Raw genomic sequence first — 21,941 nt, 5'->3', positions numbered from 1 at the left:
CGCCTACGTCAGAGAGGACACCCCAATGCACTGTGAAGAACGCGTTCAAAATGTGCTGCCGCCTCTGGTGCTCGCGCCGATGGCCGGAGGACCGTCAACTCCCGCGTTAGCCGCCGCTGTTGCCCAGGCTGGGGGACTCCCGTTTCTGGCCGCTGGGTATCTCACCCCGGAGAAACTGCGTCAAGATATCGAAGAACTCGAAAGCCGGATCTCGGCGCCGTACGGTGTGAACATTTTTGTTCCAGACCCAAACGGGCAGACGTGCGATGCTGAGGCTTACCGTCGTTATCGGAATTTGATTCTTCAGACGGTGCCAATTGACGACGCGTTGCTTCCGGCAGAACCCGTGTGGACCGACGATGCGTTCGATGCCAAGCTGCGCATTGTGCTCGACTCCGGGGCACGTTTCGTATCGTTCACGTTTGGGTACCCGACAACAGCGGTGATGGCGCGGCTGCACGACGCCGGGAAAACAATAGTGCTGTATGCGACGAGCCGCCTGGGAATCGACGCAATCGCGGCCTTAACAGCTGATGTCATCGGTATTCAGGGGCCTCATGCCGGTGGTCATCGAGCGACAGTGCCCGGCATTGACGATGGTAGCAACGAACCCCTGGCCGATCTGATTGAGCATGCGGTTTCTGTATCCGATAAACCCATCATTGCCGGGGGTGGTGTGACGGGCGCGTCCGATGTGCGCGCACTGTTGGATGCTGGCGCGAGTGCCGTTCAAGTGGGAACCATGTTCCTCGACGCGCACGAGGCTGGAACCAAAGCGACTCATCGCCGGGCACTTCGCGAATTGACTGATCGGGATACGGTGCTGACGACTGCATTTACTGGTCGCCCTGCCCGGGCGATCGCTAACCGCTTGACCGACGTGCTGTCGGAGGATGCTCCAAGCTTTTATCCGCAGCTGCATTTTCTGACCTCGGCGCTGCGTAAAAGTGCGGATGAGAACAACGATGCAGAGAACCTCAACCTGTGGGCTGGAACCGGGTTTGCTCGGGTGCGGTCGGCCTCTGCCGCAGAGATTGTGCATGACCTCCTGCCCTAGGCGTGCTGAGTGCAGGCGCGCCCGAGAGTGCGCCCCAGGGACAGCGCCGCATACCAGAACAGGTGGGCACGCTCGCCCGAACAGAACCTGCGTGCAACGATGAACAGGCACGAGTAGAGCTGGTCAAGTGCAAGTCGCTGTAGGGGATTGGCAGCCCAAGTTTTTCATGAACTTCACACACCCCGTCTGCAATGGTTTCACCGGCTTCGTAGTGCCCTCCTACAGTGATGTCGGCGTAGTCAGGCCGGTCGATAGCGTCCGGGGGCTTTCTTCTGCAGCAGCAAGCAGCGGGTGGAGGGAGTGATCGCAAGGGCGGAGAATGTGCGATGCCATAGGCCTTTGACATGGGCCGTGTGCTTGTCCTCGGTACCGATGGGTTCGTAACGGTCGTTGAAGATCTCGATGAGGTTCATGGGTGTCCTTGGCGGATTGGTGTGGATCTAATCAGCCAGCGTTGAGCTGATGGTCTAGGTGTGCGGTGGCTGGTTTGAATGCGATGACGTCCGCCGATAACATAACGTCCGCGCCCAGAATAACGGGACGCGGATATTTCTAAGCCTCCCTGGAGTTGGTATCGCGGCCTATAACTATGCAGGGAGATCCTGCCTCGATTCACTGATGTGAAACACCGGTGTGTCCTTCTCGTCTCATGCAGGATGCTCGGTGTGAGAGTCTTTACCAGTGAACCTAAGAGGTCACTGGGCGTCAGTTCGCATACTGGAGATGCTGAGATGTTGGTGTGTGATTCCAGTGCGCTGCGTTCTTCGACATAACCCGACAGAATAGGTGATCATCTGTAGAAGTTTTCAGATTGCGCACGGGGTGATTATGGCGCAACAGCTGCTGTACCCGTGGGTAGCTCTGACCAATGTTGAGGTCAGGAATCAAAGGATGGAGCAGGACCTTAGGAAGGTTTGACATGAGAAATGGGGGCGTTGCACACGGTAGATAGTCGGTGCCCCGGCTGTGGGATGTTTGCCGACTGTCCGTGGAGTGTTCATTGCGGCTAATCGGGTTAACCGCAGACCCTAGGTGTAGGGGTGGACTAAAAACTAGAAGGGCACGCCACCCCGCGTATAGCGGACGGCGAGCCCTTCTGATTGCGCTGAGAAAATCAGCTGTCGTGACGGCCCAGGTAAGCCTCAATCACTGCATTTGCGGTACGGCCCTTGGGGCTGTGGCTAATGCCCTTCTCCGAGAGGATCTTTTCACCCTCATGAGTTTCCGCCCAGTGCTTTGCGGCCAGAGACTGTTCACGGGAGTACTTGTGAACACGCTGGGTTCCGGTGGAACGCGATGCGCCACGACCGGAATCCCGCCCCATACGAGCAGCCTTTTCAATGAAAGGTGCGAGGGCTTCCCTCAGCTTGTTGCGGTTGTCCTCAGCGAGGTCAATCTCGTACTGCACACCCTCAATGGCGAAGGATACGCTGCGGGCGCCTTCGCTTCCGTCCAGGTCGTCCCGGATAATCGTGATGTGTTCACGTGCCATGCTCTGAGTTCTCCTTGGTGGATAAGTAGAGAGTTGCTTTGCATTCATAACAGTAAGTTCTTTACTGCAACTATTCAATCACCAATTGCAAAGTTTTGGTCACGAATCTATGGAGTCGAATAGTGAAGATTAGGCGTTCTAACGAAACCTATCGGCCAGGACCAGACATATCGGAGAGGCTGACAGTTGTCTACAGTTCGTAGGATGCGGTCATGAGGACTGAACCGAAGTGTGGGGGACATAATCTAAAGGCGTCTGTCGGTGCATCAAAATCTCCAACCAAGGTAGGAGACAATATCACGGAAGAAGGTAAAATGCGCCTTCTACTGATCGACAACCATGATTCCTACACCGCCAATCTGAGCCACCTTGTGGCGCGAATCACCGGGCGTGAGCCGATGGTACTGGCGCACGATGACATGAGGCTTGTTCCTTCGCTTTTGGATGCTGTCGACGGCATTCTGATTTCCCCAGGGCCGGGCTCGCCGTTATGTCCCGAAGATGTCGGACGCACGCGAGAGATTCTTCGATACGCAGAAACTCTTCCGGTGCTCGGAGTTTGTTTTGGTCATCAACTGTTGGCGACCTTACTCGGGGGAAAGCTACGCTCAGCCCCAATGCCCCGGCACGGGCATATCAGCACTATTACCCATAGCGGTCGGGGCCTTTTTGCAGGGCTGGATCAAGATCTGAGAGTCGTTCGCTACCACTCGTTGAGCATTGACGAACCCCTACCCAAGGCTCTGATTCCAGATGCTTGGGCAGAAGACGGAGTCTTAATGTCGTTCCACGCTGCCCACTACCCCTGGTGGGGCGTGCAGTTTCATCCCGAATCGGTAGGCTCAGAAGGCGGAAAGATATTGGTCGCGAACTTCATTCGCCTGTGCGCCGAGACCCGCGACCGTCGCCACTGCGCGGAGCGCTCCAAACCGAGCGAAACCCCATCCACCGCCCAGCCTCCTGATATCGATAGCAGCGGGCCCCAGCACACACTTAAGCCGCCCAACGAGACCGGCCCACCACCATGGACCGCGCTACTCGAACCGATTCCGGCCAATATCGACAACCTCGCTGCTGCCCTCGACGCCGCTGCGGGCTTGCTGTGGCGCGACGCCCCCTATGCAGTGCGCCTCGATTCCAACCGCGTCGACGGCGATACCGGACGCTACTCATTCATCGGCGTTCCTGACCCACTCGACGGCGAAGTGTTGATTGCCACCCCAGATGGGACGCTCGAAATTCGACGGCACGACGGTGCGTCCCATAATCCACCCATCTTCGCCCAGGGTGCGGACGCTTTCGAGGCTCTTGCTGGTCGGCTCACACAGGTTGCGGCGAAGCATCCAGACGGGTGGGAAGGCGACATGATTGGCGGGTACGTCGGGTACCTGGGATACGAAACAGGACTGCGAACCCTAGGGATTGAGCCGCGGCCGGCAACAACCCCTGACGCGGTATGGGTGCGCACGACGCGGAATTTTGTCGTGGACCATATCACCGGGAAAGCAGCGCTCATTGCGCTATGTCCTAGTAATCCAGAACGCATCCAGAGTGCGAAACGCTGGCTACAATCCATGGCGCCCATGCTCAAGGAACACCTGGGTGACCATGCGCCCCGGCTCCAACCCACCGCAGCGGATACTGCGGTTAATACCCCGACGGCGCGGCTGATCATCCCGGAGGGGAGGAGAACTCAATATGGGCGAGCGTACCGGGCCTGTCAGACGGCACTGCGGGCTGGCGACACCTATGAAATCTGTGTCACGGAGGAATTTCCAGTTCAGATTGAGGGAACAGCCCACGAGCTTTATCGCCGTCAGCGTGAACAGAATCCGGCGCCCTATGCGGCTCACTTGCAGCTGGGTCAGCTGGATATTCTGTGTGCATCACCGGAACGGTTTTGCCGGGTCTACCGCCCGAACTCCACATCTGAATCTACCTGCGCGCCGGGACTGCGGGTTGAAACCCGCCCGATTAAGGGAACGGCGCCGCGCGGCGATCATGAACATAGTGATGAACAGTTGCGATTGAGCCTGGTAACCGACCACAAAACCAGGGCTGAAAACCTCATGGTTACGGATCTACTTCGCCACGACCTGAGTATGGTGTCGATTCCCGGAAGCGTTGAAGTCCCCGACTTTTTAGCGGTGCGAACACACCCCACCGTCCACCAACTGGAAACAACCGTGACAGGGCGCCTTCGCCCAGGGCTTGGCCCGTTGGATGCTGTGCGTGCCATGATGCCCCCGGGGTCGATGACTGGGGCCCCGAAACAAAGAACGGTCCACATAATTGACTCACTCGAACAGCGCGCACGCGGGGTGTATTCGGGCTGTCTTGGATACTTCAGTGCCTCGGGAGGAGCTGACCTCGCTGTTGTGATCCGTACTTTGGTGCTTGACCACGGTGATGCACGGGTGTCGGCGGGTGGTGCGATAGTGCTCGACTCGAGTGAGGCTGGGGAATGGGACGAGCTCGTGCTCAAAGCGATGGCTCCCGTGCGGGGAATGGACCGTACCCTCTAAAAACCATGCCCTCTAAAGGTCGCCTCGTACCTGTCTTCTACGTGCCCTCATGCATGTTCCAACAGGACTTCAACAGGACTTGCCCGTGATCCTTCGTGGTCTATAGTTTGCGCCGCTGCTCGTCACGGTCATGGCTTTCAAGCTGTAAAAGAGCACGCTTGGTGTCGAGCCCTCCCGCATATCCGGTGAGTGACCCCGTGGCGCCGATGACCCGGTGACACGGCACAATAATCGACACTGGATTTGCGCCCACTGCAGCCCCCACCGCTTGCGCCGCCCGAGGAACCCCGATCTCGGCGGCAAGCTCGCCGTAGGTTGTCGTCTTTCCGTAGGGAATCCTGCTCAGCGCCTCCCACACTTTACGCTGAAAAGGCGTCCCGTTCAGTTTAAACGGAACACTGAATGAGGTGAGTTCGCCCCGCGCATATCGCATTAATTCATAAATGGCGAGCTCAATGACACCAGATTGCGGCCCCTGCGCTGAGATGCTAACTCCGAGCCGATCCTGCGAGGGTAGATGCCGCTGACCCACACGGAAAACACCAGTGAGCACGTCGCCGTCTGCCCGCACGATGTACTCCCCAAACGGTAGAGGGACCGTCGCGTGGACAGTGTGGGCAAATCGTTGCGGTGAAGACACAACCTCAGTGAACTCCATTGCGGTGATTACCGCCAGTGCATCTCATCGTGCCCTGGCCCGGATGCGGTAATCCACCTGAATGATCAAAGGTAACGTGACCATAAAGCGCTGATGTCGGAGGAAGGCATAACCCAATGGACGGACAACGCGGGTTCCAGGACGATCTTGCGCACGATGCAATCGCTTCAGGAGACCTCGTCCTGTGTGACGATAACCTTGTGCGTCCCATCTGGGCGGCGAAAGAACCGCTCTTGCGCAACTATTACGATCACGAATGGGGTGTGCCGATCTACACCGAGTCCGGTGTCCTGGAACGGATCTGCCTGGAGGGTTTCCAATCAGGGCTGTCATGGGCCACGATATTGCGCAAACGACGCGCATTTCGCGAGGCATTTTCCGGTTTTAACGCCGATGTGGTCGCCGACTACACCGACGGTGACGTGGAGCGGCTTGTTGCGAACGAACACATTATTCGCCATCGAGGCAAGATACGAGCAGCTATTGCCAATGCTCGAGCGACAATCGCCCTACGAGACGAGGGAGGACTCGCTGCCCACGTGTGGTCCTTCCAGCCGAAACGTACCCCGTGCCCGCGGTACCTCCGCGAGATTCCGACCCAGAGCCCAGAATCGGTAGCGCTGTCTAAAGATCTTCACCGGCGAGGATTTCGCTTTGTAGGTCCGACCACGATGTTCGCCCTGATGGAGGCCATTGGAATGGTGGATACCCATCTGCTGGGGTCACCTCGACGAGGAACATCAGGGCTCTTTGATAAAGACGGATATCGTCTCTCACCGCGAGACTGACAACCCTTCTTTCCGTCGATAGAGCGCTTCATCGGTCACATGCCGTCACGCTATTCCACATAGATGGGCTCGAGCGAGACTGCCGCGCATTCTGGAAACCGAGGACTGATCCTTCACATACCGAGGTTCTGCCCGCCATTGATCGAGGAGGCGCCATGAGCACGTTGGAAACCCACGCCGGCTACACCCCGGAGGCTCCGCATCGGTCGATATCGGTACCCATTCATGCGACCAGCGCCTACGCCTATTCATCCCACGGAGAATTGCGTGACGTCTTTGCGAGACAGCGCGAGGGATTTGCATACTCGCGCTCTGGAAACCCGACGACGGCTGTTCTCGAACGCAGAGTGGCGGCGCTGGAAGGCGGAATCGCAGGAATTGCCGTGGCATCGGGTCAAGCCGCGGTGGCTGTCACCCTGCTCGCGTTGCTCGCCCCCGGGACCCATCTGGTGGCCTCTGACCGTCTGTACGGTGGCACTATTGAGTTTTTCGACGACACTTTGGCGGACGTGGGCGTGAGCTGGACCGGTGTGAACGCGTGGGATCTCGACGCCGTCGAAGCCGCGTTCACAGAAAAAACGCGGGTGCTTCTCGTGGAGTCGATCACCAATCCCGGAGCCCATCTGGTCGACCTCGACGCGCTGACCGACATCGCCCACCGCAACGGGGCCGTGGTCGTCGTCGACAACACGGTGGCCTCGCCCGCTCTATATCGGCCAGGCGAGCACGGAGCCGATTTCGTGGTGCATTCGGCCACGAAGTATCTTGCGGGTCATGGGACGACCATCGCCGGGGTCATCGTCGACACCGGACGGTTTGATCCGCGCCGATGTCCCGAGCGCTGGTCACGGCTGGTAGAGCCGAACCGGCGCTTCGGTGTCTGTTTTTCCGATGAGTACGAGCACGGGGGATCGGGGGCGCTATCGTACGCGCGGGCAAAATACGTCACTGACCTGGGCGTGACGCTGCCCGCCCAGAGCGCTTCGCAGGTGCTCCTGGGAATTGACACGCTCTCTTTACGGATGGACCGTATCAGTGCCTCATCCGCCTATCTCGCCCAGGCCCTCGCTACGCGGCCAGAGGTGCTGCGGGTCCACCATCCGCATATTGGTGATCGTCCTGACGCTTCCCTCGCTCAGCGAGACTTCCCGCGAGGACTCTCCGGGGTGTTCTCCTTTGACCTGGCAGGCGACGCAAAGGCGGTTGAAAAGTTCCTCGACTCCCTGCGGCTTATTACCCTGGCGGTCAATATCGGTGACGCCCGGACCCTCGCTGTGCATCCGGCGTCCACGACGCATTGCCATCTCAGTCGCGCGCAGCGCGAATCATGCGGGGTCAATGAGAACACCATCCGGCTCTCCATCGGATTAGAGGACGTCACCGACCTGGAACAGGACCTGACTCAGGCATTAGTTCAGTCCCAGCGCTAGGCCCAGTTCCGTACGCCCGCACGGGCAGCGGCTAGCTGACGGCAGTCGCCTGCTCCTGCTCGGCATTAAATCCAAGTCGAGATAGTTCCTCATCGACCAGGGACGGGTCGAGTTTGGTGAAAATCGGGGACGGTTTGGCAATCGGAGCGCCAACGTAAGCAGGTCGATGCCCCCAGACCGGAACCTCAGAGTAATCGCCGGTAATAATCGGATACGGCTCGCCCCCGTCGAGATCATCAACTTCTTCGATCCGGGGGAGGGGAGCAATGTTCCCGTCGCCACCTAGCGCACGATCCACGGCATTGGACGCGTGCGGAAGGAAGGGTGACAACATGATGTTCACATTGGTGACCGCTTGCGCGAGAGTCCCCAAAACAGTCAGCAATCGCGGACGCTGATCCTCAGACTTCATCTTGAACGGCTCAGTCTCAGAGATGTAGCGGTTTGTTTCGCCCACCAGTTTCATAATTTCCGCGATTGCCGCACGTTGATGGTGAGTCTCAATCAGGTGACCAATACGGTCAAATCCTTCGGAGATGCTGTCCAACAAATCGCGGTCAATCTGTTCAAGGTTCTCCGCGGCGGGAACCTCGCCCACGTTCTTCGCAATCATGGCGGCCGTGCGTGACACCAGGTTTCCCCATCCCGCGACCAGCTCGTTGTTCGTGCGGGACACGAAATCCGCCCAGGTGAAGTCTGCGTCGTTGTTTTCGGGTCCGGCTGCTGAAATGAAATAGCGTAGGGCATCTGCTTGATACCGGGACAACACATCGCGAACGTAGATCACAATTCCCTTGGAGGATGAGAACTTCTTGCCCTCCATGGTCAGGAACTCACTAGAGACCACCTCGGTGGGCAGGTTCAGTTCACCAAAGACCCCATAGGAACCACCCCGCTCGCCTTTGCCGTTATGGGCCAGGATTTCAGCCGGCCAAATCTGGGAATGGAAGACGATGTTGTCTTTTCCGAGGAAGTAGTAACTGAGCGCTGACGGATCATTCCACCAGCGGCGCCACGCTTCCGGGTCCCCGGTGCGGCGTGCCCATTCGATCGACGCGGAAAGGTAACCGATGACTGCGTCGAACCACACGTACAACCGTTTGGTTGGCTGATCCTCCCAACCCGGCACCACAATGCCCCAGTCAATATCCCGGGTCATGGCGCGGGGCCGAATATCCTTCAGAATGTTCTGGCTGAACTTAATAACGTTTGGACGCCATAAACCAGTGTCTTCACATGCATCCAGCCAGTGCCCCAGCTCCTCAGCGAGAGCAGGCAGATCGAGGAAGTAGTGCGTCGTCTCAATGAATTGAGGCGTTTCCCCGTTAATTTTCGAGACGGGATCAATTAAGTCGATGGGATCAAGCTGGTGCCCGCACGCATCGCACTGGTCACCGCGCGCCCCCGGAGAATGGCACAGCGGGCAGGTACCTTCGATATACCGGTCCGGCAATGTGCGACCGGTTGACGGAGAAATAGCAGCCTGGGTCGATTTTTCCAGCATGTAGCCGTTGTCGCGCACCGTGCGGAACATTTCCTGCACAACCAGCGCGTGATTGGGGGTTGTGGTGCGGGTGAAAAGGTCGTAGGACAAACCGAGGGCAACCAGATCCTCGCTAATGATGCGGTGGTTGCGGTCTGCGAGTTCACGCGGCGTGGTGCCTTCCTCATCAGCGGCTACGAGAATCGGCGTGCCATGCTCGTCAGTCCCCGACACCATGAGCACATTGTGCCCGGCCATACGCATGTACCGAGAAAAAACGTCGGAGGGAACCCCGAAACCAGCCACGTGGCCAATATGGCGGGGACCATTTGCATAGGGCCAGGCCACGGCCGATAAAACTGTGCTCATGAGGCTCAAGTCTATCCGATGCGCGGTACCTGATCGCGGATCGCCCAGGCACGCTCCGCCGATCCGGTGGCTCGCAACTGTACCGGCACAGTGGCCCGGAACCGTACCCCTCCGGTGGTGTGAAATGGACGTCAGACGTCGATAGGGTAAAGGTATGAGCCAGGATCCATCAGTCGCACAGGACTCGCTACCGTCGACCCCGCTCGCTAAGGCGCAGCACAAGATGCGCGAGGCTGGGGTTGCCGACCGCGCCATTGACGTCTTCACCCACTATTACGGGCTACTTAAAGAGGGGACGACCGGTCAGATCCCAGAAGAAACCATCCGCCCCTACGTGGATCCGCCGCAGTTGGCGGACGTGCAGGTTGATGAAGAGACGCAGCGCGAGGCCTTCGCCAAACTCGCCGTGATCAATCTGAATGGCGGACTTGGAACCTCCATGGGCATGGATCGGGCGAAAAGCTTGCTTCCGGTCCGTGGTGGTCTGACATTCCTGGATGTGATTGTTGAGCAGGTTCGCGCCGCTCGGCAAAAAACCGGGGCTCGGCTGCCACTGGTGTTCATGAATTCCTTCCGCACTGAAGCGGATACATGGAATGTCCTGGCCCGGTACCCGGATCTACAGGTTGGGGACCTTCCCCTGTCATTTGTTCAGAACAAAGAACCCAAGCTGACGGTGGACACGTTGGAGCCGGTGAGCTGGCCCGCAGATCCCGAGCTTGAATGGTGTCCGCCTGGTCACGGCGATATTTACACGGCCCTGGAAACGTCCGGGTTGCTGGATGCATTGTTGGAGGCCGGGTTCGAGTACGCCTCTATTTCAAACTCCGATAACCTCGGCACGGTTCCCAGCCCCAAAATCGCCGGGTGGTTTGCCGCCAGCGGGGCACCCTATGCGGCAGAACTCTGCCGGCGCACTGCAGCTGATCGTAAAGGCGGGCATCTTGCCATCCGGGTCAGCGATGGTCGGTTAATTTTGCGCGACACCGCGCAAACGCCCGCGCATCAAATGGATTTCTTCACCGACGAACACCGTCATCCGTTCTTCCACACCAATAACCTGTGGTTCAACCTTCCGGTGCTCAAGAAGACCCTGGAAGAACGGCGGGGGGTCCTGGGACTACCGATGATCCGCAACGAGAAAACGGTAGATCCCGCAGATAAGACCAGCCCTAAGGTCTACCAAATCGAAACGGCGATGGGAGCTGCGATTGAAGTGTTTGAAGGTGCGACCGCCATTGTGGTGGATCGGGCGCGGTTCCTCCCGGTGAAAGCAACCAGTGATCTGCTTTTGGTGCGTTCAGACATCTATGAGCTCGACGATGATTTCGCGTTGGTGCGTCGCACTGAACATCTCCCGCTGGTGAGCCTAGATCAAGATTTCTACAAGCTGATTGGCGATTTTGAGGCTCGGTTCCCCGCCGGCGTTCCGTCCATGCGTGAGGCGACTCGGTTTGAAGTCACCGGTGACCACGTGTTTGATTCCCCGGTGGTGGTGCATGGTTCGGCGTTGATCGGGCCCGACGACCCGGCGCACATCTCAGCCGGAACCACCGTGGGAACCTCAGATTCACCACAGGACAGCTAGACGTATTCAGTGTGCCCCTGCGGTAGCAGCGGCTCCCTCAGATAACGTCAGCCCCCGGTCACTTCGCATAAGCGACCGGGGGCTGACGTGTGTCTCACAGTTTTACGTCAATGAATTGGCGTGTCCGGGAACACCACGCGAATAGCCGGACGGTCCCGCCACATCGATGTCATGAGGCAGCGGATTTCCGTAGCGATGGTTCGTCACGCTCACGGCCTGCTCACGCATGAACACGAGCAGTTCGACGCGTCCGCTCACCGTGGCCTCAGCGTCGTAGAGCGCAACCTCCGGACGCCGGGCAATCGCCTCATAAAGCACCGGCCCATCGTCACCAATCAAGCGAACTCGAGGCTCTGAGCAGGTGGCGATCCGGGCAGCGAACGTTTGGGCATCCTCGACTCGAACAAACCGAGCTGATCCATCCTCATGGCGCGCGAGATCAGCAGCCAAAGCATCGCGCTGTTGGGTCGTAGCAACCGACAGGGCGATGGGTGCACCCACCATGCGCGCGGCGTGAAGAACGCGGCGCACCCGCACCGGATCTGCATTGTCAGCCGCCCGGATAATGACCGGAACCGGCAGATAGCGCAGCACATTGATCTCTCCGTGAAGATTTTGCACATCGCGGGGCACGAACCGAGTAGCCATTGCTTCTCGGTCGCTGTGCTGGGCGTCAGCCAGCCACTGATCTGCGCTGCGGAGGGTATCGCGGTCCACCGGTTCGGTGAGGTTCACCAGGTAGTTGGGTCCGCCTGCTTTCGCGGTGGCGCCGATCGACGAACGCTTCCAGCCGCCAAATGGTTGGCGCTGCACAATCGCGCCAGTGATACCCCTGTTGACGTACAGGTTTCCGGCTTCCACATGCTGGATCCACCACGCGATTTCGTCCGCGTCCAGGGAATGCAGGCCGGCGGTCAGCCCGTATGCGGTGCCATTTTGGATTCGCACCGCGTCCTCGAGCGTGTCGGCGTGCATGATGCCGAGGATCGGACCGAAATACTCGGTCATGTGGTAGCGCGACCCTTCCTGAACGCCCCCTCGGACACCGGGTGACCACAAGCGGCCGGTGTCATCGAGCTGACGGGGTTTAGCGAGCCAGCGTTCCCCGTCGCCGAGCTGGGTGAGTCCTTCGAGAAGTTTGCCGGAGGCAGGTTCGATGACGGGACCAACTTGGACGGTGGGATCGTCCGGGTAACCCACGTGCAATGAATGGACGGCGTCTGCAAGCTGCGCCGCGAAACGCCGCGAGCGTGCAACCGAACCCACCAAAATGACCAGGCTCGCCGCGGAGCATTTCTGCCCGGCGTGACCGAATGCCGACAAAGCCACGTCTTTAGCCGCGAGGTCGAGATCGGCCTGCGGGGTCACGATGATGGAGTTCTTCCCGCTGGTCTCAGCCTTGATCCGCAGTTGCGGACGCCACGAAGCGAAGAGCGCGGCTGTGTCGTACGCCCCGGTCAAAATGATCTGATCAATCCGGGGATCGGAGATAAGGGCCTTGCCCACTTCGTTTTCGGGGACGTCAATCAGCGTGAGAACATCGCGCGGAATCCCGGCCTTCCACAGGAGCTCTGCCACAAATGCTCCGCACCGACGGGCTTGGGGCGCCGGTTTAAACAGCACCGCGCTTCCCGCCGCCAGCGGTGCCAGTGCGGAACCGGTTGGAATCGCGACCGGGAAATTCCACGGAGGGGTGACCAAGGTGAGCCGGCGGGGCCTAAAGTCGACCTCCGCATCGCGGGCAAGCTCTTCGGCTTGATCGGCGTAAAACAGTGCGAAGTCAATAGCTTCGCTGACCTCAGGATCGCCCTGTTCGAGTGTTTTACCGGTCTCATGGGCCATCAGCGCGAGCAGATCGCCGCGGTGGATTGCGAGCACTCGGGCGGCTTCCCGCAAGATCTCGGCGCGTTCAGAAGCGGGCCGGTGACCCCAGGCCGCTCCTGCTTTATGCGCGGCTTCGATGCGTTCATGGACTGCCTCAATCGTGTCCACCCGGGCGGCGTCGGCGGTCTCTTCTGCGATGCTGCATGATGGCACGGTTGCTACCACCTGTTCAGCCCAGGCTTGGTTGACAGCCGTGGATGCATCCGTGTCCGGGGTGTTAACGAAGTGTCCGGGAGTTGCAGGAAGAACAGAGGTACCGAGCGCCACGGCACCCTCGTCCTGTTCCGCGAGCCGATTCTGGGTGCGATGAGTTTTCGGTGCATCCAAGGTGAGGGCTAAATCGAGAGCTTGCACAAAGCGTTCGCGCTCTCGAGTAAACATGTGCTCACTTCGGTCTAACTCGAATACCGCCGACATGAAGTTCTCGCTCGAGGCGTTTTCTTCCAGACGACGCACCAGGTATGAGACGGCAACGTCGAATTCTTTGGGGGAGACGACCGGAACATACAGCAACATCGATCCGACGGTCTCGCGCACAGCCCGGGCCTGGCCGGGTGCCATCCCCGCCAGCATCTCGAATTCCAATCCGCCCGGCACGTTGTAGCAACCGCGTTTGGTGGCCAGCAGGTGGGCGTGGGCTGCATCGAAAAGGTTATGGCCTGCAACGCCGAGGCGGACATGGGCTAGATGCTCGGGTTTCAATGAATCGAAAAGAACCCGTTTATATTGGGCATCGCTTTCGAGTTTGGACGCAAACGTCGCCAGCTCGAACCCGTGGACGGCGGCATCCACCCGCTCCATCGCGAGGTTTGCGCCCTTGACCAGGCGCACTTTAATCGGTGCGCCGCCCTGGGCAACCCGATGCTTGGCGAATCGGCGCAGACGGCGCATTGCCGAGAGCGAATCGGGCAGGTATGCCTGCAGCACAATTCCCGCTTCCAACCGCAGTAACTCTGGCTTAGACAGAAGGGTTTCAAAAACATCGAGGGTGAGCTCGAGATCCTTGTATTCCTCCATGTCCATATTGATAAATTTCGGGGATGCGGCGGAGGCGGCATCGGTGTATAGCGGAGTGAGGGTCTCCACCACTTTGTTCACGGTTTGCTGAGCGCCCCACAGTGACAGGTGGTCGACAATAGAGGACACTTTGATCGACACATAATCCACGTCATCGCGCGCCAGCAATTCGCGCACGCCGTGAAGTCGACGCGCTGCTTCTCGGCCACCCAGAACCGCTTCACCGAGCAGGTTGATGTTCAGGCGCACCCCGTCCTGACGTAGCCGCGAAATCGAGCGGGCAAGATGTGGGTCGCGGGCATCCAGAACCAGGTGAGAGACCATTCGCCGCATCACGGCCTGGGCCGTTTTGGTGACTGGGGATGCGACATGGGGGGCGAGTTTTCCTCCGACGGAGACCGCGGTGCGCTGGCTGCGGGGAAGGAACGACGGCGGATTAATGCCCAGCCGTTTGAGCTCACGAGCCGCAGCCCGCGGATCCTCAGGACGGATCACCCGGTCGACGAATGCGACGGTGAAGTCGAGCCCGGCTTGATCTTTCAGCAGGTCAGCCAGCATCGTAGCCTGCGCAGGAGCAGGGTAGGAGGCCGCTTGCTGGACCCACGTGCGCACCAGGTTTTCGACCTCAGCGGGCGACACCTCGGGGGTGGCAGGGTGGGGTGGTGGCGTCGTCGTCGACATCTGGGATCTCCTTGTCTGCTGGCGTGTTGATAATGCTGGTCCTGGGTTCACTGCGTCCGGTCGGGGCGGAGTGTGATCAGGCGGGATGGATGACATCGCGGATTCGGTTAATCGCGGCATCGAGAATGTCGTGCGTGGTAGCAAAGTTGAGCCGGGCCGCGGCCGCGGCCGACGGCGCGAAATCGGTTCCGGGGCTGAGAGCCACTTTTCCTTCGCGCAGGATGGAAGCGGCGGCGTTCGTACGGATCCGCGTTTCGGAGAAATCGAGCCAGGCAAGATAGGTACCTTCTGGGTGCGTGTACGTCACCTCGGGCAGCTCCTGGGCGAGCCGAGCCGATAAATGGTCACGGTTTCGACGTAAAAACCGGAGAAATTCGATGCGCCATGGTTCCCCGTGTAACAGCGCAGCGGTAGCAGCTGCGGTTCCGATGGTGGTGGGGGATCCGGTGAATGTCGAGGGCATCTTCAGCCACCGGTCACGATCTGATGCCTGAGAGGTCACCATCATGGCCGCGTGTAAACCGGCGAGATTCCACGTTTTTGAGGGAGAGCTGACCGTCACGGTGTGCTCTTTGGCCTCCGGGCAGGACGAGGCGTACGGAATATGCACGCGGTCGTAAAACATGGGGGCGTGAATCTCGTCCGATAAAACTCGGGCGCCGTGCCGCTGCACGATGTGCGCCAACGCGATGTGCTCGTCGAGACGGAACACGGTGCCGAGTGGGTTGTGCGGCGAACATAGCAGCACCCCGCGTGCGCCGTGAGCTAGTGCCTCTTCGATTCGTTCCAGGTCGAGAACCCAGCGGGTGGGCTCGGCATCCCCGTGTGATGCAGTGATGGCTGACGGGTCGGGGATGAGTGGGACTTCGATGGCCTGCCTGCCGAGTACATCGAGCGCGTGCCGGAAGGGCGGGTAACACGGGGTTGGCAAAATGACCGGCCCCGGGTCGAAAAAGAGCTCGATTCCGCGCACAACTCCCTGCATGACGTCGGGAAGAGGGTGGACGTGAGACGGGTCGAGGGACACATCAAAGACGTGACTTACCCAGGTGCTGCATGCTGCCCTCAGCTCATCTTTGGCTCGCGGCGATGCGTACCCAAATCCCTCACGCCGTACCGTGTCCTGGATAGCCGCGCAGACTGGGGCCGCCGTCGGAACATCGGACTCTGCTACCCATAAGGCGAGCACATCCTCCGGATACTGCGTCCACTTCATGCAGCCGCGAGCACGCAAGTCGGCGATGCTTAGGGAGTCGAAAGAGTCGAATGCGGGATGCGGGGAGTGTGACGGCATTGACGTCCTTTTCCAACGAGTATGGTCTGCTCCCAGTCTAGGAGCTTGATGAGGTTGCGCGGGCACATGGCGGCAAATGAGATGTGAATAAGCGGATCGGCGAAGCGGGAGATGAACTGGTGAAACAGTGCGTGAATCGGGGTGGCGCGACATGAGGGGATATGGGTCGTTTTAGATAGAGGTCTCGCGGTGTGTAAAGGCTGGGTGTCGCGGTGGGTTAAGGCGCAGCATGATGTGACAGGATGGATGACGTCCACCACACCCGTTGCGCTGTGACAGCCTGCGGGCACCGTTTGAAGGAGAAACCCCGTGAAGAAAATTATCTTGTTGCTCGGTGTCGGGCTTGGATTCGTTCTCGGATCCCGTGCGGGACGCGGGCCGTACGAAAAGCTGCGAGCATCCGTCACTGGATATGTGGAAGATCCCGAGGTGAAAGCGAAAGCGGCTGAGGTTCGCGATTTTGCCCAGGGTGCAGCGGTTAAGGCCGCCGACTACGTCGAGAAAAAGGCTCCGGAGGTCGCTGAAACCGTTGGTAAGACCGCACGCGATGTGACAGAGGCTGCGCACGGCAAGCTCTCGGATATCCGTGAGGCCGGCGAGAAATCACACGGCATCTGAGCTCACTACATCACGATCTAGCTCACTGCATCACCGCGCACAACTGAAGACGGGTATGAACAGGCTAGCTCCGACTAAAGCATCGGTAGCTAGCCTGTTTGTGCACGGCGGTAACACGAGGCGCACACTGATTCATAGGTGACTTCTTCGCCGTCAATCGCAACCTGTCCACCCTCAAAGACAGGAACTCCGTCTCGCATTCGGCAGTTGAATTCTGCCTGCGAACCGCAGCGGCACATGGTGGGTAGCTTCTCAAAGTTGTCGGCCACCTCAAATAAGCGCCGACTTCCCGGGAAGAGTTGCGTTTGGAAGTCAGTGCGTAGTCCATAGCAGATCACCGAGATCCCGTCGACTTTCGCGACTTCTAGAAGATCATCAATTTGGTGTGGGCTCAAAAACTGCGATTCGTCAACCAAGACGCAACTGAGTTGGTCAATGCCGAGTTCTCGCACCCGGTCATGAATGACCGTTCGCAAATTGGCGTCTGGACCTGCCAACACATCGACTTTCCTGCGGGCACCACCGCGCGCGACGATGAAACCTTCGCCTTTGGTATCGATCGCAGGCTTAATGGTCAAGGTGTCAAGTCCTCGCTCCGCGTAGTTGAACGCGGCCTTAATCAGGGTGTCGGACTTACCAGAGTTCATCGCTCCGTATTTGAAATGCAGCTTCGCCACGAGATCTCCGAATGTGAAGGGGGTGCGCCGAAGAGTCTACAAGCAATATATGCCTGCATCCGTGCGGATCCGCTACTGCGATGCCATGGGTAGTACCCGGTGAACTCACCGGCGGCGGGCGTAACCTGAATCTATCCGGCTAGGAGCTGCATTGAATCTGGCCGGACACGTTGTGGCCAGGCGGTGAGAGGTAAGGAGGCTCTGATGACACGGAGCGGACGGGTTCCCTACACCCGCAAAAACCAGGCGCATCGCAGAGGTCGGGCAACCTTGCGTCGGCGTCTGAGCGGAGGCGACTTACTCAGTGATCAGATGCCGCGTCGCCGCATTCCCGTCGGCCTTTCTAGCTCGAGCGTTTTTCCTCTGGGGCTGTCCGATACCTTCCGAATCGCTGATCACCTCGGTTACGACGGGGTAGAAGTGATGGTGTCCGCCTCGCACCTTTCTCGGGATGTTCGCGGACTACGCTCGCTCTCCAAAGCTCACCATCAGCCGATCCTCTCCCTGCACGCTCCGACCCTGTTCTTTCTGCAACACGTGTGGGGGCCATCGCCATGGCCGAAGATCGAACGCACTGTTCAGATGGCGGTTGATTTAGATACCCCGGTTGTGGTTGCGCACCCGCCATTTCGGTGGCAGACGCGCTATGCACGTGAATTCGTCGACGGGGTGGCCGCTTTAGAAGCCGAATACGGTGTTCAGGTGGCGGTCGAGAATATGTACCCGTGGAGACTCGGTTTCCGCGAGGCCATGATTTATCTGCCCAGTCATGACCCCACTGACCAGCCCTACAATCACTGCACTATTGATCTGTCCCACGCCGCAACAGCTGGTGATGACGTGCTGGCGATGCTTGATCGGTTGGGGGACCGCCTGGCGCACCTGCATTTAGCGGATGGTTCTGGGCGCACCACCAAGGATGAACACCGGCCACCGGGGGAGGGCAACCAACCCTGCGCCGAGGTGCTGCGCCGACTCGCTAATCGCGGATTTAGCGGCAGCGTGGTGGTGGAGGTCACAACCTCTACGTTGCGGCGTCCTGGAGCCCGCGAAGAGGTTTTGCGGCAGTGCCTCAGCTTTGCCCGTGCGCATCTAGCGCACCACATTGCTGAGCCCGGTGTGTAGCAGTCGCAGGCTTTGTGAGTTATGCCGGTTTTGGGCGCCGTTTTTCGCTGTGGATGTGGCGGCGACTGGGGGGCAACGGTCTGGTAGTGGGCCAGGGAGATTATGTGTGTATAACCCGCTTTGCCGGCAGCTAATTCACTCCTGATGCGGCGCCTGGCAGCGGAGAGAAGCGGATGCTGGATGCGATGCGTCGCGTCGAGCCCACACGGGAAATGCCGCATGTGGGGACCAGGGCGGATGCCATCGCTTGAGACACAAATGATTACGCGAACTCGATTCGCAGCGCTGTGAGGTGACGTGGGCGCAGCAGTGCTTGTGTGGAGAGTCGGTGAGCGGATGTCGTCGTTATAGAGATTTATTGAAGAGTTTGGAAAGAAATGCGGCGTCATTATTAAATCCCGGGTGCACCCCATTTCGACCGGTACTGTGAACCCTATCGGCGTGGTGCCTGATGGGCCATCCCCCCGCAGGTCAGATCGCCGACATCCCGTTTTCTCCAATGGCAGGAGTTTCGATGGACCAGCAGATCCTCGATGCCCAAAAATGGCTGAACGCCACCTATGCAACCGTAGCTGGGTGGGTGAAGATCCCCGAGGACGGCATTACGGGGTGGAACACCATCTACGCGCTGCGCAGAGCTATGCAGGCAGAGATGGGCATTTCTCCTGTCGCCTCTGGCTGGGGAGCGCAGAGCACCAGTGCGTTCCAGACCAAGTTCGGTGTCCTGAACGCGAGTAGCTCCGTTCCGGAGAATGTCGTTCGGGTTATCAGTGGCGCGCTGTGGTGCAAGGGGTACAGCGGTCTCTACGCCAACAGTCCGGTATCTTTTGCCACCCTTATCCCATCTCTGGGAAGTGCGCGCTCCGACCTTGGTCTCGGCGCGGACAACCCGGTCTTAGAGGTCAAGCTCATGGCGTCCCTGCTCTCCATGGACGCCTACAAAATACCTATCCGCGGGAAGGGCACTAATGGCATTCGCGGTGTTCAGCAGTGGCTCAATAAAACATACTCTGGCCGCCGAGACTTTGCTCTAGTACCCTGCGACGGACTGTTTCCCCGTCAGGTTCAAAATGCTCTCATGCTCGCTCTCCAATATGAGATTGGCATGGCCGATGGGGTCGCTAATGGCAACTTCGGGCCGGGAACCAAGGCGGGCCTCAAGGAGAAAGCCTCGCTTGCGGTTGGGTCATCCGACGGCGCCACGCATTTCGTACGGCTTTTTCAAGCGGCGCTAATTTTTAATCGATACGGCGTTGACCTCAACGGCGTATTCAGCGAAGCCTTAGCTGGAAAAGTTCGCCTGTTCCAAAACTTTATGGAGATACCGGAGACCGGCAAGGGTGATTTCACTACGTGGGCTAGCCTCCTGGTTTCTTCTGGTGACACCGGTATCAAAACCAAGGGAATCGACACAAATATTCAACTCGATGCGGCTCAAGCAGCTGGTGTTAAGGCTAGTGGTTACACCCATATCGGGCGCTACACGGTGGGTGCCGGAAAGTTTATTACTTCCCCGGAACTCGATTTGCTGAAAGCACAAGGACTGCGACTGTTCCCGCTACATCAACGGTTTAACAATAATGTCAGCACCATGACCCGTGAAGCTGGACGCACCCAGGGACTTGAAGCGTTGGAACGGGGCCGAGTGTTGGGCTTTCCTAAAGACACTCTGATCTTTTTCAGCGTGGACATGGATGTCGCGGAGGACACCATTATTGGCCCGGTGAAGGAATTCTTTAGGGGCGTGAAAGAGGTTATGGATTCCGCGGTCACGGGGAGTTTCAAGATCGGAGTCTATGGCACTCGAAATATATGTCAGATCCTTGCCGATGAGGGGTTGACGTCGGGGTCGTTTATCGCGGGTATGTCGACAGGATGGTCTGGGAATATGGGCTTTCCTATGCCGAGCAACTGGCATTACAACCAGGTCGTCGAGGTGTCCAACGAACCGGTGGGGTCGGCAAAGCTCAATGTTGACCACGTGATGGTTTCCAAGAAGGCTGCGTCTGTGGACCTCTCAACGGTGATATCCCCACCTGTTGAACGGGATGGATCACCATCGGCTACTGGCTTCGATGCTGTCTTTGAGTGGGTGGTACGTGCTGAAGTTGCAGCGGAGAGGGCGCTTAGGAGTAACAGCAGCATCCTCTTCCGTATCGACATATATGCACCGCTGATTTCAGATTACATCTTAAATTATTTACGAAAGCCTAACTATGGTAAAGGGTCTTATGGGGGTAAGTGGGATATATATCTTCCAGAAGGTGACATTCCAAAAGGCTCCAAGGTTGCTCGGTCAGTGGCAGAGCAGTTTATTGGGAAATTATCTCCAGCAAGACCTGACTCTAAACGGGATGTTGCACATTTCGCCGCTACAGCCTTAGGCTATCGCACGTGGGGATTGTCAACAACATTTGATGACTACGGTTTAGGCGACTTGGGTGGTTGGCCTCTAGATTTGCTTCAATTATGGGGTAACTATGAGAGGCTTAAGGATAGCCCTAAGCCTGATTTGTTTACTTGGACATCCACAATACTTGGAACTGACAAGCCTAGCGCATTTGACCGAGCAGATGTTATTGCTGATGCGGATGCATGGCTCGTCGCAAAAGCTCTTAAAGTGAATCCGGAGTCCACTTTATCGGACTGCTTGCGAGTGCTACTGAAAGAAGATTCTAAAACAAGGGTTCGCAGGTTCTATAAGGAGAGATTTGGTGGAAAGCCGGAAAATGTAAGTGCGGCATTCAAAAAGTTGGCTGATGGTATTGATTACGGCGCGTCAAATATATTTAAAACCCCCGAAGCGCTTAAGGAGGCGGCTGGAATCGCAGCTTTACCCAACCAACTCCAGGCAGAGCAACTGGGGAGGGGGTACGCTGCAGCGATGGAGCGATTCGGATCCTGAGGATGTTATTTACTTTCTGCTGCATTGCAAAATGTTACGTAAATATCCCATGATTCGTCTTAATGATTAGCGTATCGATCGCAGATTGTTGGTGCCGGAAGTATTGTCAGCGTAGACAAACCGATATGGCTTAGATTTCATTAAACTTCTCAAATATATTCTTAGCTGCAAGAAATATTGGAGGCTATTTATAATCAGCTTTACAGGTAATATAAAGCTATAAGTTTTCATCGGAAGGAAGAAATTTTGATAAAATTATGTGCACCAAATATGCCAAACAAAGAGTTTGCGGCAAGCATATTACGCATTATTTTATGCATAGTTTCGGCAGTGCTATGCACGATTGGTGC

General features: G+C 58.0%; 15 protein-coding genes. 8 read left to right on the top strand and 7 right to left on the bottom strand.

Features of this window, described 5'->3' with window-relative positions:
* Positions 1–25: 25 nt before the first annotated feature.
* The gene (locus BN1724_RS03075) at positions 26–1,057 is read left to right on the top strand and encodes a nitronate monooxygenase (protein ID WP_058234193.1); all 1,032 of its coding nucleotides are present in this window, start codon (positions 26–28) and stop codon (positions 1,055–1,057) included.
* Between the two features lie 239 nt (positions 1,058–1,296).
* Here BN1724_RS03075 and BN1724_RS13185 read toward each other — a convergent pair whose 3' ends face one another.
* Both BN1724_RS13185 and BN1724_RS03065 read right to left on the bottom strand, forming a co-directional pair.
* A complete protein-coding gene (locus tag BN1724_RS13185; protein WP_197671751.1) occupies positions 1,297–1,470 on the bottom strand; it encodes an NUDIX hydrolase in 174 nt (57 codons plus the stop codon).
* Between the two features lie 701 nt (positions 1,471–2,171).
* Positions 2,172–2,549 (bottom strand): histone-like nucleoid-structuring protein Lsr2, encoded by a 378-nt coding sequence (locus tag BN1724_RS03065; RefSeq protein ID WP_058234192.1) that lies wholly within the window; start codon positions 2,547–2,549, stop codon positions 2,172–2,174.
* Positions 2,550–2,863: 314 nt separating this feature from the next.
* On the opposite strand from BN1724_RS03065, the gene BN1724_RS03060 reads away from it, so the two are divergent.
* On the top strand, positions 2,864–5,074 hold the full coding sequence (locus BN1724_RS03060; protein ID WP_058234191.1) for a chorismate-binding protein: 2,211 nt from the start codon (positions 2,864–2,866) through the stop codon (positions 5,072–5,074).
* Positions 5,075–5,174: 100 nt separating this feature from the next.
* On the opposite strand, the gene BN1724_RS03055 is transcribed toward BN1724_RS03060, so the two are convergent.
* On the bottom strand, positions 5,175–5,714 hold the full coding sequence (locus BN1724_RS03055; protein WP_269447050.1) for a methylated-DNA--[protein]-cysteine S-methyltransferase: 540 nt from the start codon (positions 5,712–5,714) through the stop codon (positions 5,175–5,177).
* 134 nt (positions 5,715–5,848) lie between these two features.
* On the opposite strand from BN1724_RS03055, the gene BN1724_RS03050 reads away from it, so the two are divergent.
* Both BN1724_RS03050 and BN1724_RS03045 read left to right on the top strand, forming a co-directional pair.
* Positions 5,849–6,520 carry a DNA-3-methyladenine glycosylase I gene (locus tag BN1724_RS03050; RefSeq protein WP_058234189.1) on the top strand — a complete coding sequence of 224 codons (672 nt, stop codon included), beginning with the start codon at positions 5,849–5,851 and terminating at the stop codon, positions 6,518–6,520.
* Positions 6,521–6,675: 155 nt separating this feature from the next.
* Entirely contained in the window at positions 6,676–7,950 is a 1,275-nt protein-coding gene (locus BN1724_RS03045) for an O-acetylhomoserine aminocarboxypropyltransferase/cysteine synthase family protein (protein WP_058234188.1), read from the top strand.
* A gap of 31 nt (positions 7,951–7,981) precedes the next feature.
* Here the strand turns inward: BN1724_RS03045 and metG are convergent, their stop codons facing one another.
* Positions 7,982–9,802: a methionine--tRNA ligase gene (metG, locus tag BN1724_RS03040; protein WP_058234187.1), complete on the bottom strand. Its 1,821-nt coding sequence runs from the start codon at positions 9,800–9,802 to the stop codon at positions 7,982–7,984.
* A gap of 154 nt (positions 9,803–9,956) precedes the next feature.
* On the opposite strand from metG, the gene BN1724_RS03035 reads away from it, so the two are divergent.
* A complete protein-coding gene (locus BN1724_RS03035; protein ID WP_058234186.1) occupies positions 9,957–11,390 on the top strand; it encodes a UTP--glucose-1-phosphate uridylyltransferase in 1,434 nt (477 codons plus the stop codon).
* Between the two features lie 102 nt (positions 11,391–11,492).
* On the opposite strand, the gene BN1724_RS03030 is transcribed toward BN1724_RS03035, so the two are convergent.
* The gene (locus tag BN1724_RS03030) at positions 11,493–14,972 is read right to left on the bottom strand and encodes a bifunctional proline dehydrogenase/L-glutamate gamma-semialdehyde dehydrogenase (protein WP_058234185.1); all 3,480 of its coding nucleotides are present in this window, start codon (positions 14,970–14,972) and stop codon (positions 11,493–11,495) included.
* A gap of 76 nt (positions 14,973–15,048) precedes the next feature.
* Positions 15,049–16,266, bottom strand: coding sequence for a MalY/PatB family protein (locus BN1724_RS03025; RefSeq protein WP_058234184.1), 1,218 nt, complete (start codon positions 16,264–16,266; stop codon positions 15,049–15,051).
* A gap of 309 nt (positions 16,267–16,575) precedes the next feature.
* Between BN1724_RS03025 and BN1724_RS03020 the strand changes: the two genes are divergently transcribed.
* Positions 16,576–16,884: a hypothetical protein gene (locus BN1724_RS03020; RefSeq protein ID WP_058234183.1), complete on the top strand. Its 309-nt coding sequence runs from the start codon at positions 16,576–16,578 to the stop codon at positions 16,882–16,884.
* A gap of 89 nt (positions 16,885–16,973) precedes the next feature.
* Here BN1724_RS03020 and BN1724_RS03015 read toward each other — a convergent pair whose 3' ends face one another.
* Entirely contained in the window at positions 16,974–17,561 is a 588-nt protein-coding gene (locus BN1724_RS03015) for a thymidine kinase (protein WP_058234182.1), read from the bottom strand.
* 204 nt (positions 17,562–17,765) lie between these two features.
* On the opposite strand from BN1724_RS03015, the gene BN1724_RS03010 reads away from it, so the two are divergent.
* Together BN1724_RS03010 and BN1724_RS03005 are read left to right on the top strand one after the other, a co-directional pair.
* Complete coding sequence (locus tag BN1724_RS03010) at positions 17,766–18,686, top strand: sugar phosphate isomerase/epimerase family protein (RefSeq protein WP_084252700.1); 921 nt, start codon at positions 17,766–17,768, stop codon at positions 18,684–18,686.
* A 514-nt stretch (positions 18,687–19,200) separates the two neighbouring features.
* On the top strand, positions 19,201–21,591 hold the full coding sequence (locus BN1724_RS03005; RefSeq protein ID WP_058234181.1) for a glycoside hydrolase domain-containing protein: 2,391 nt from the start codon (positions 19,201–19,203) through the stop codon (positions 21,589–21,591).
* Positions 21,592–21,941: the final 350 nt, after the last annotated feature.

This window comes from Devriesea agamarum, assembly GCF_900070355.1.
GTDB lineage: Bacteria > Actinomycetota > Actinomycetes > Actinomycetales > Dermabacteraceae > Devriesea > Devriesea agamarum.
This window is presented reverse-complemented; position numbering and strand designations above follow the sequence as displayed.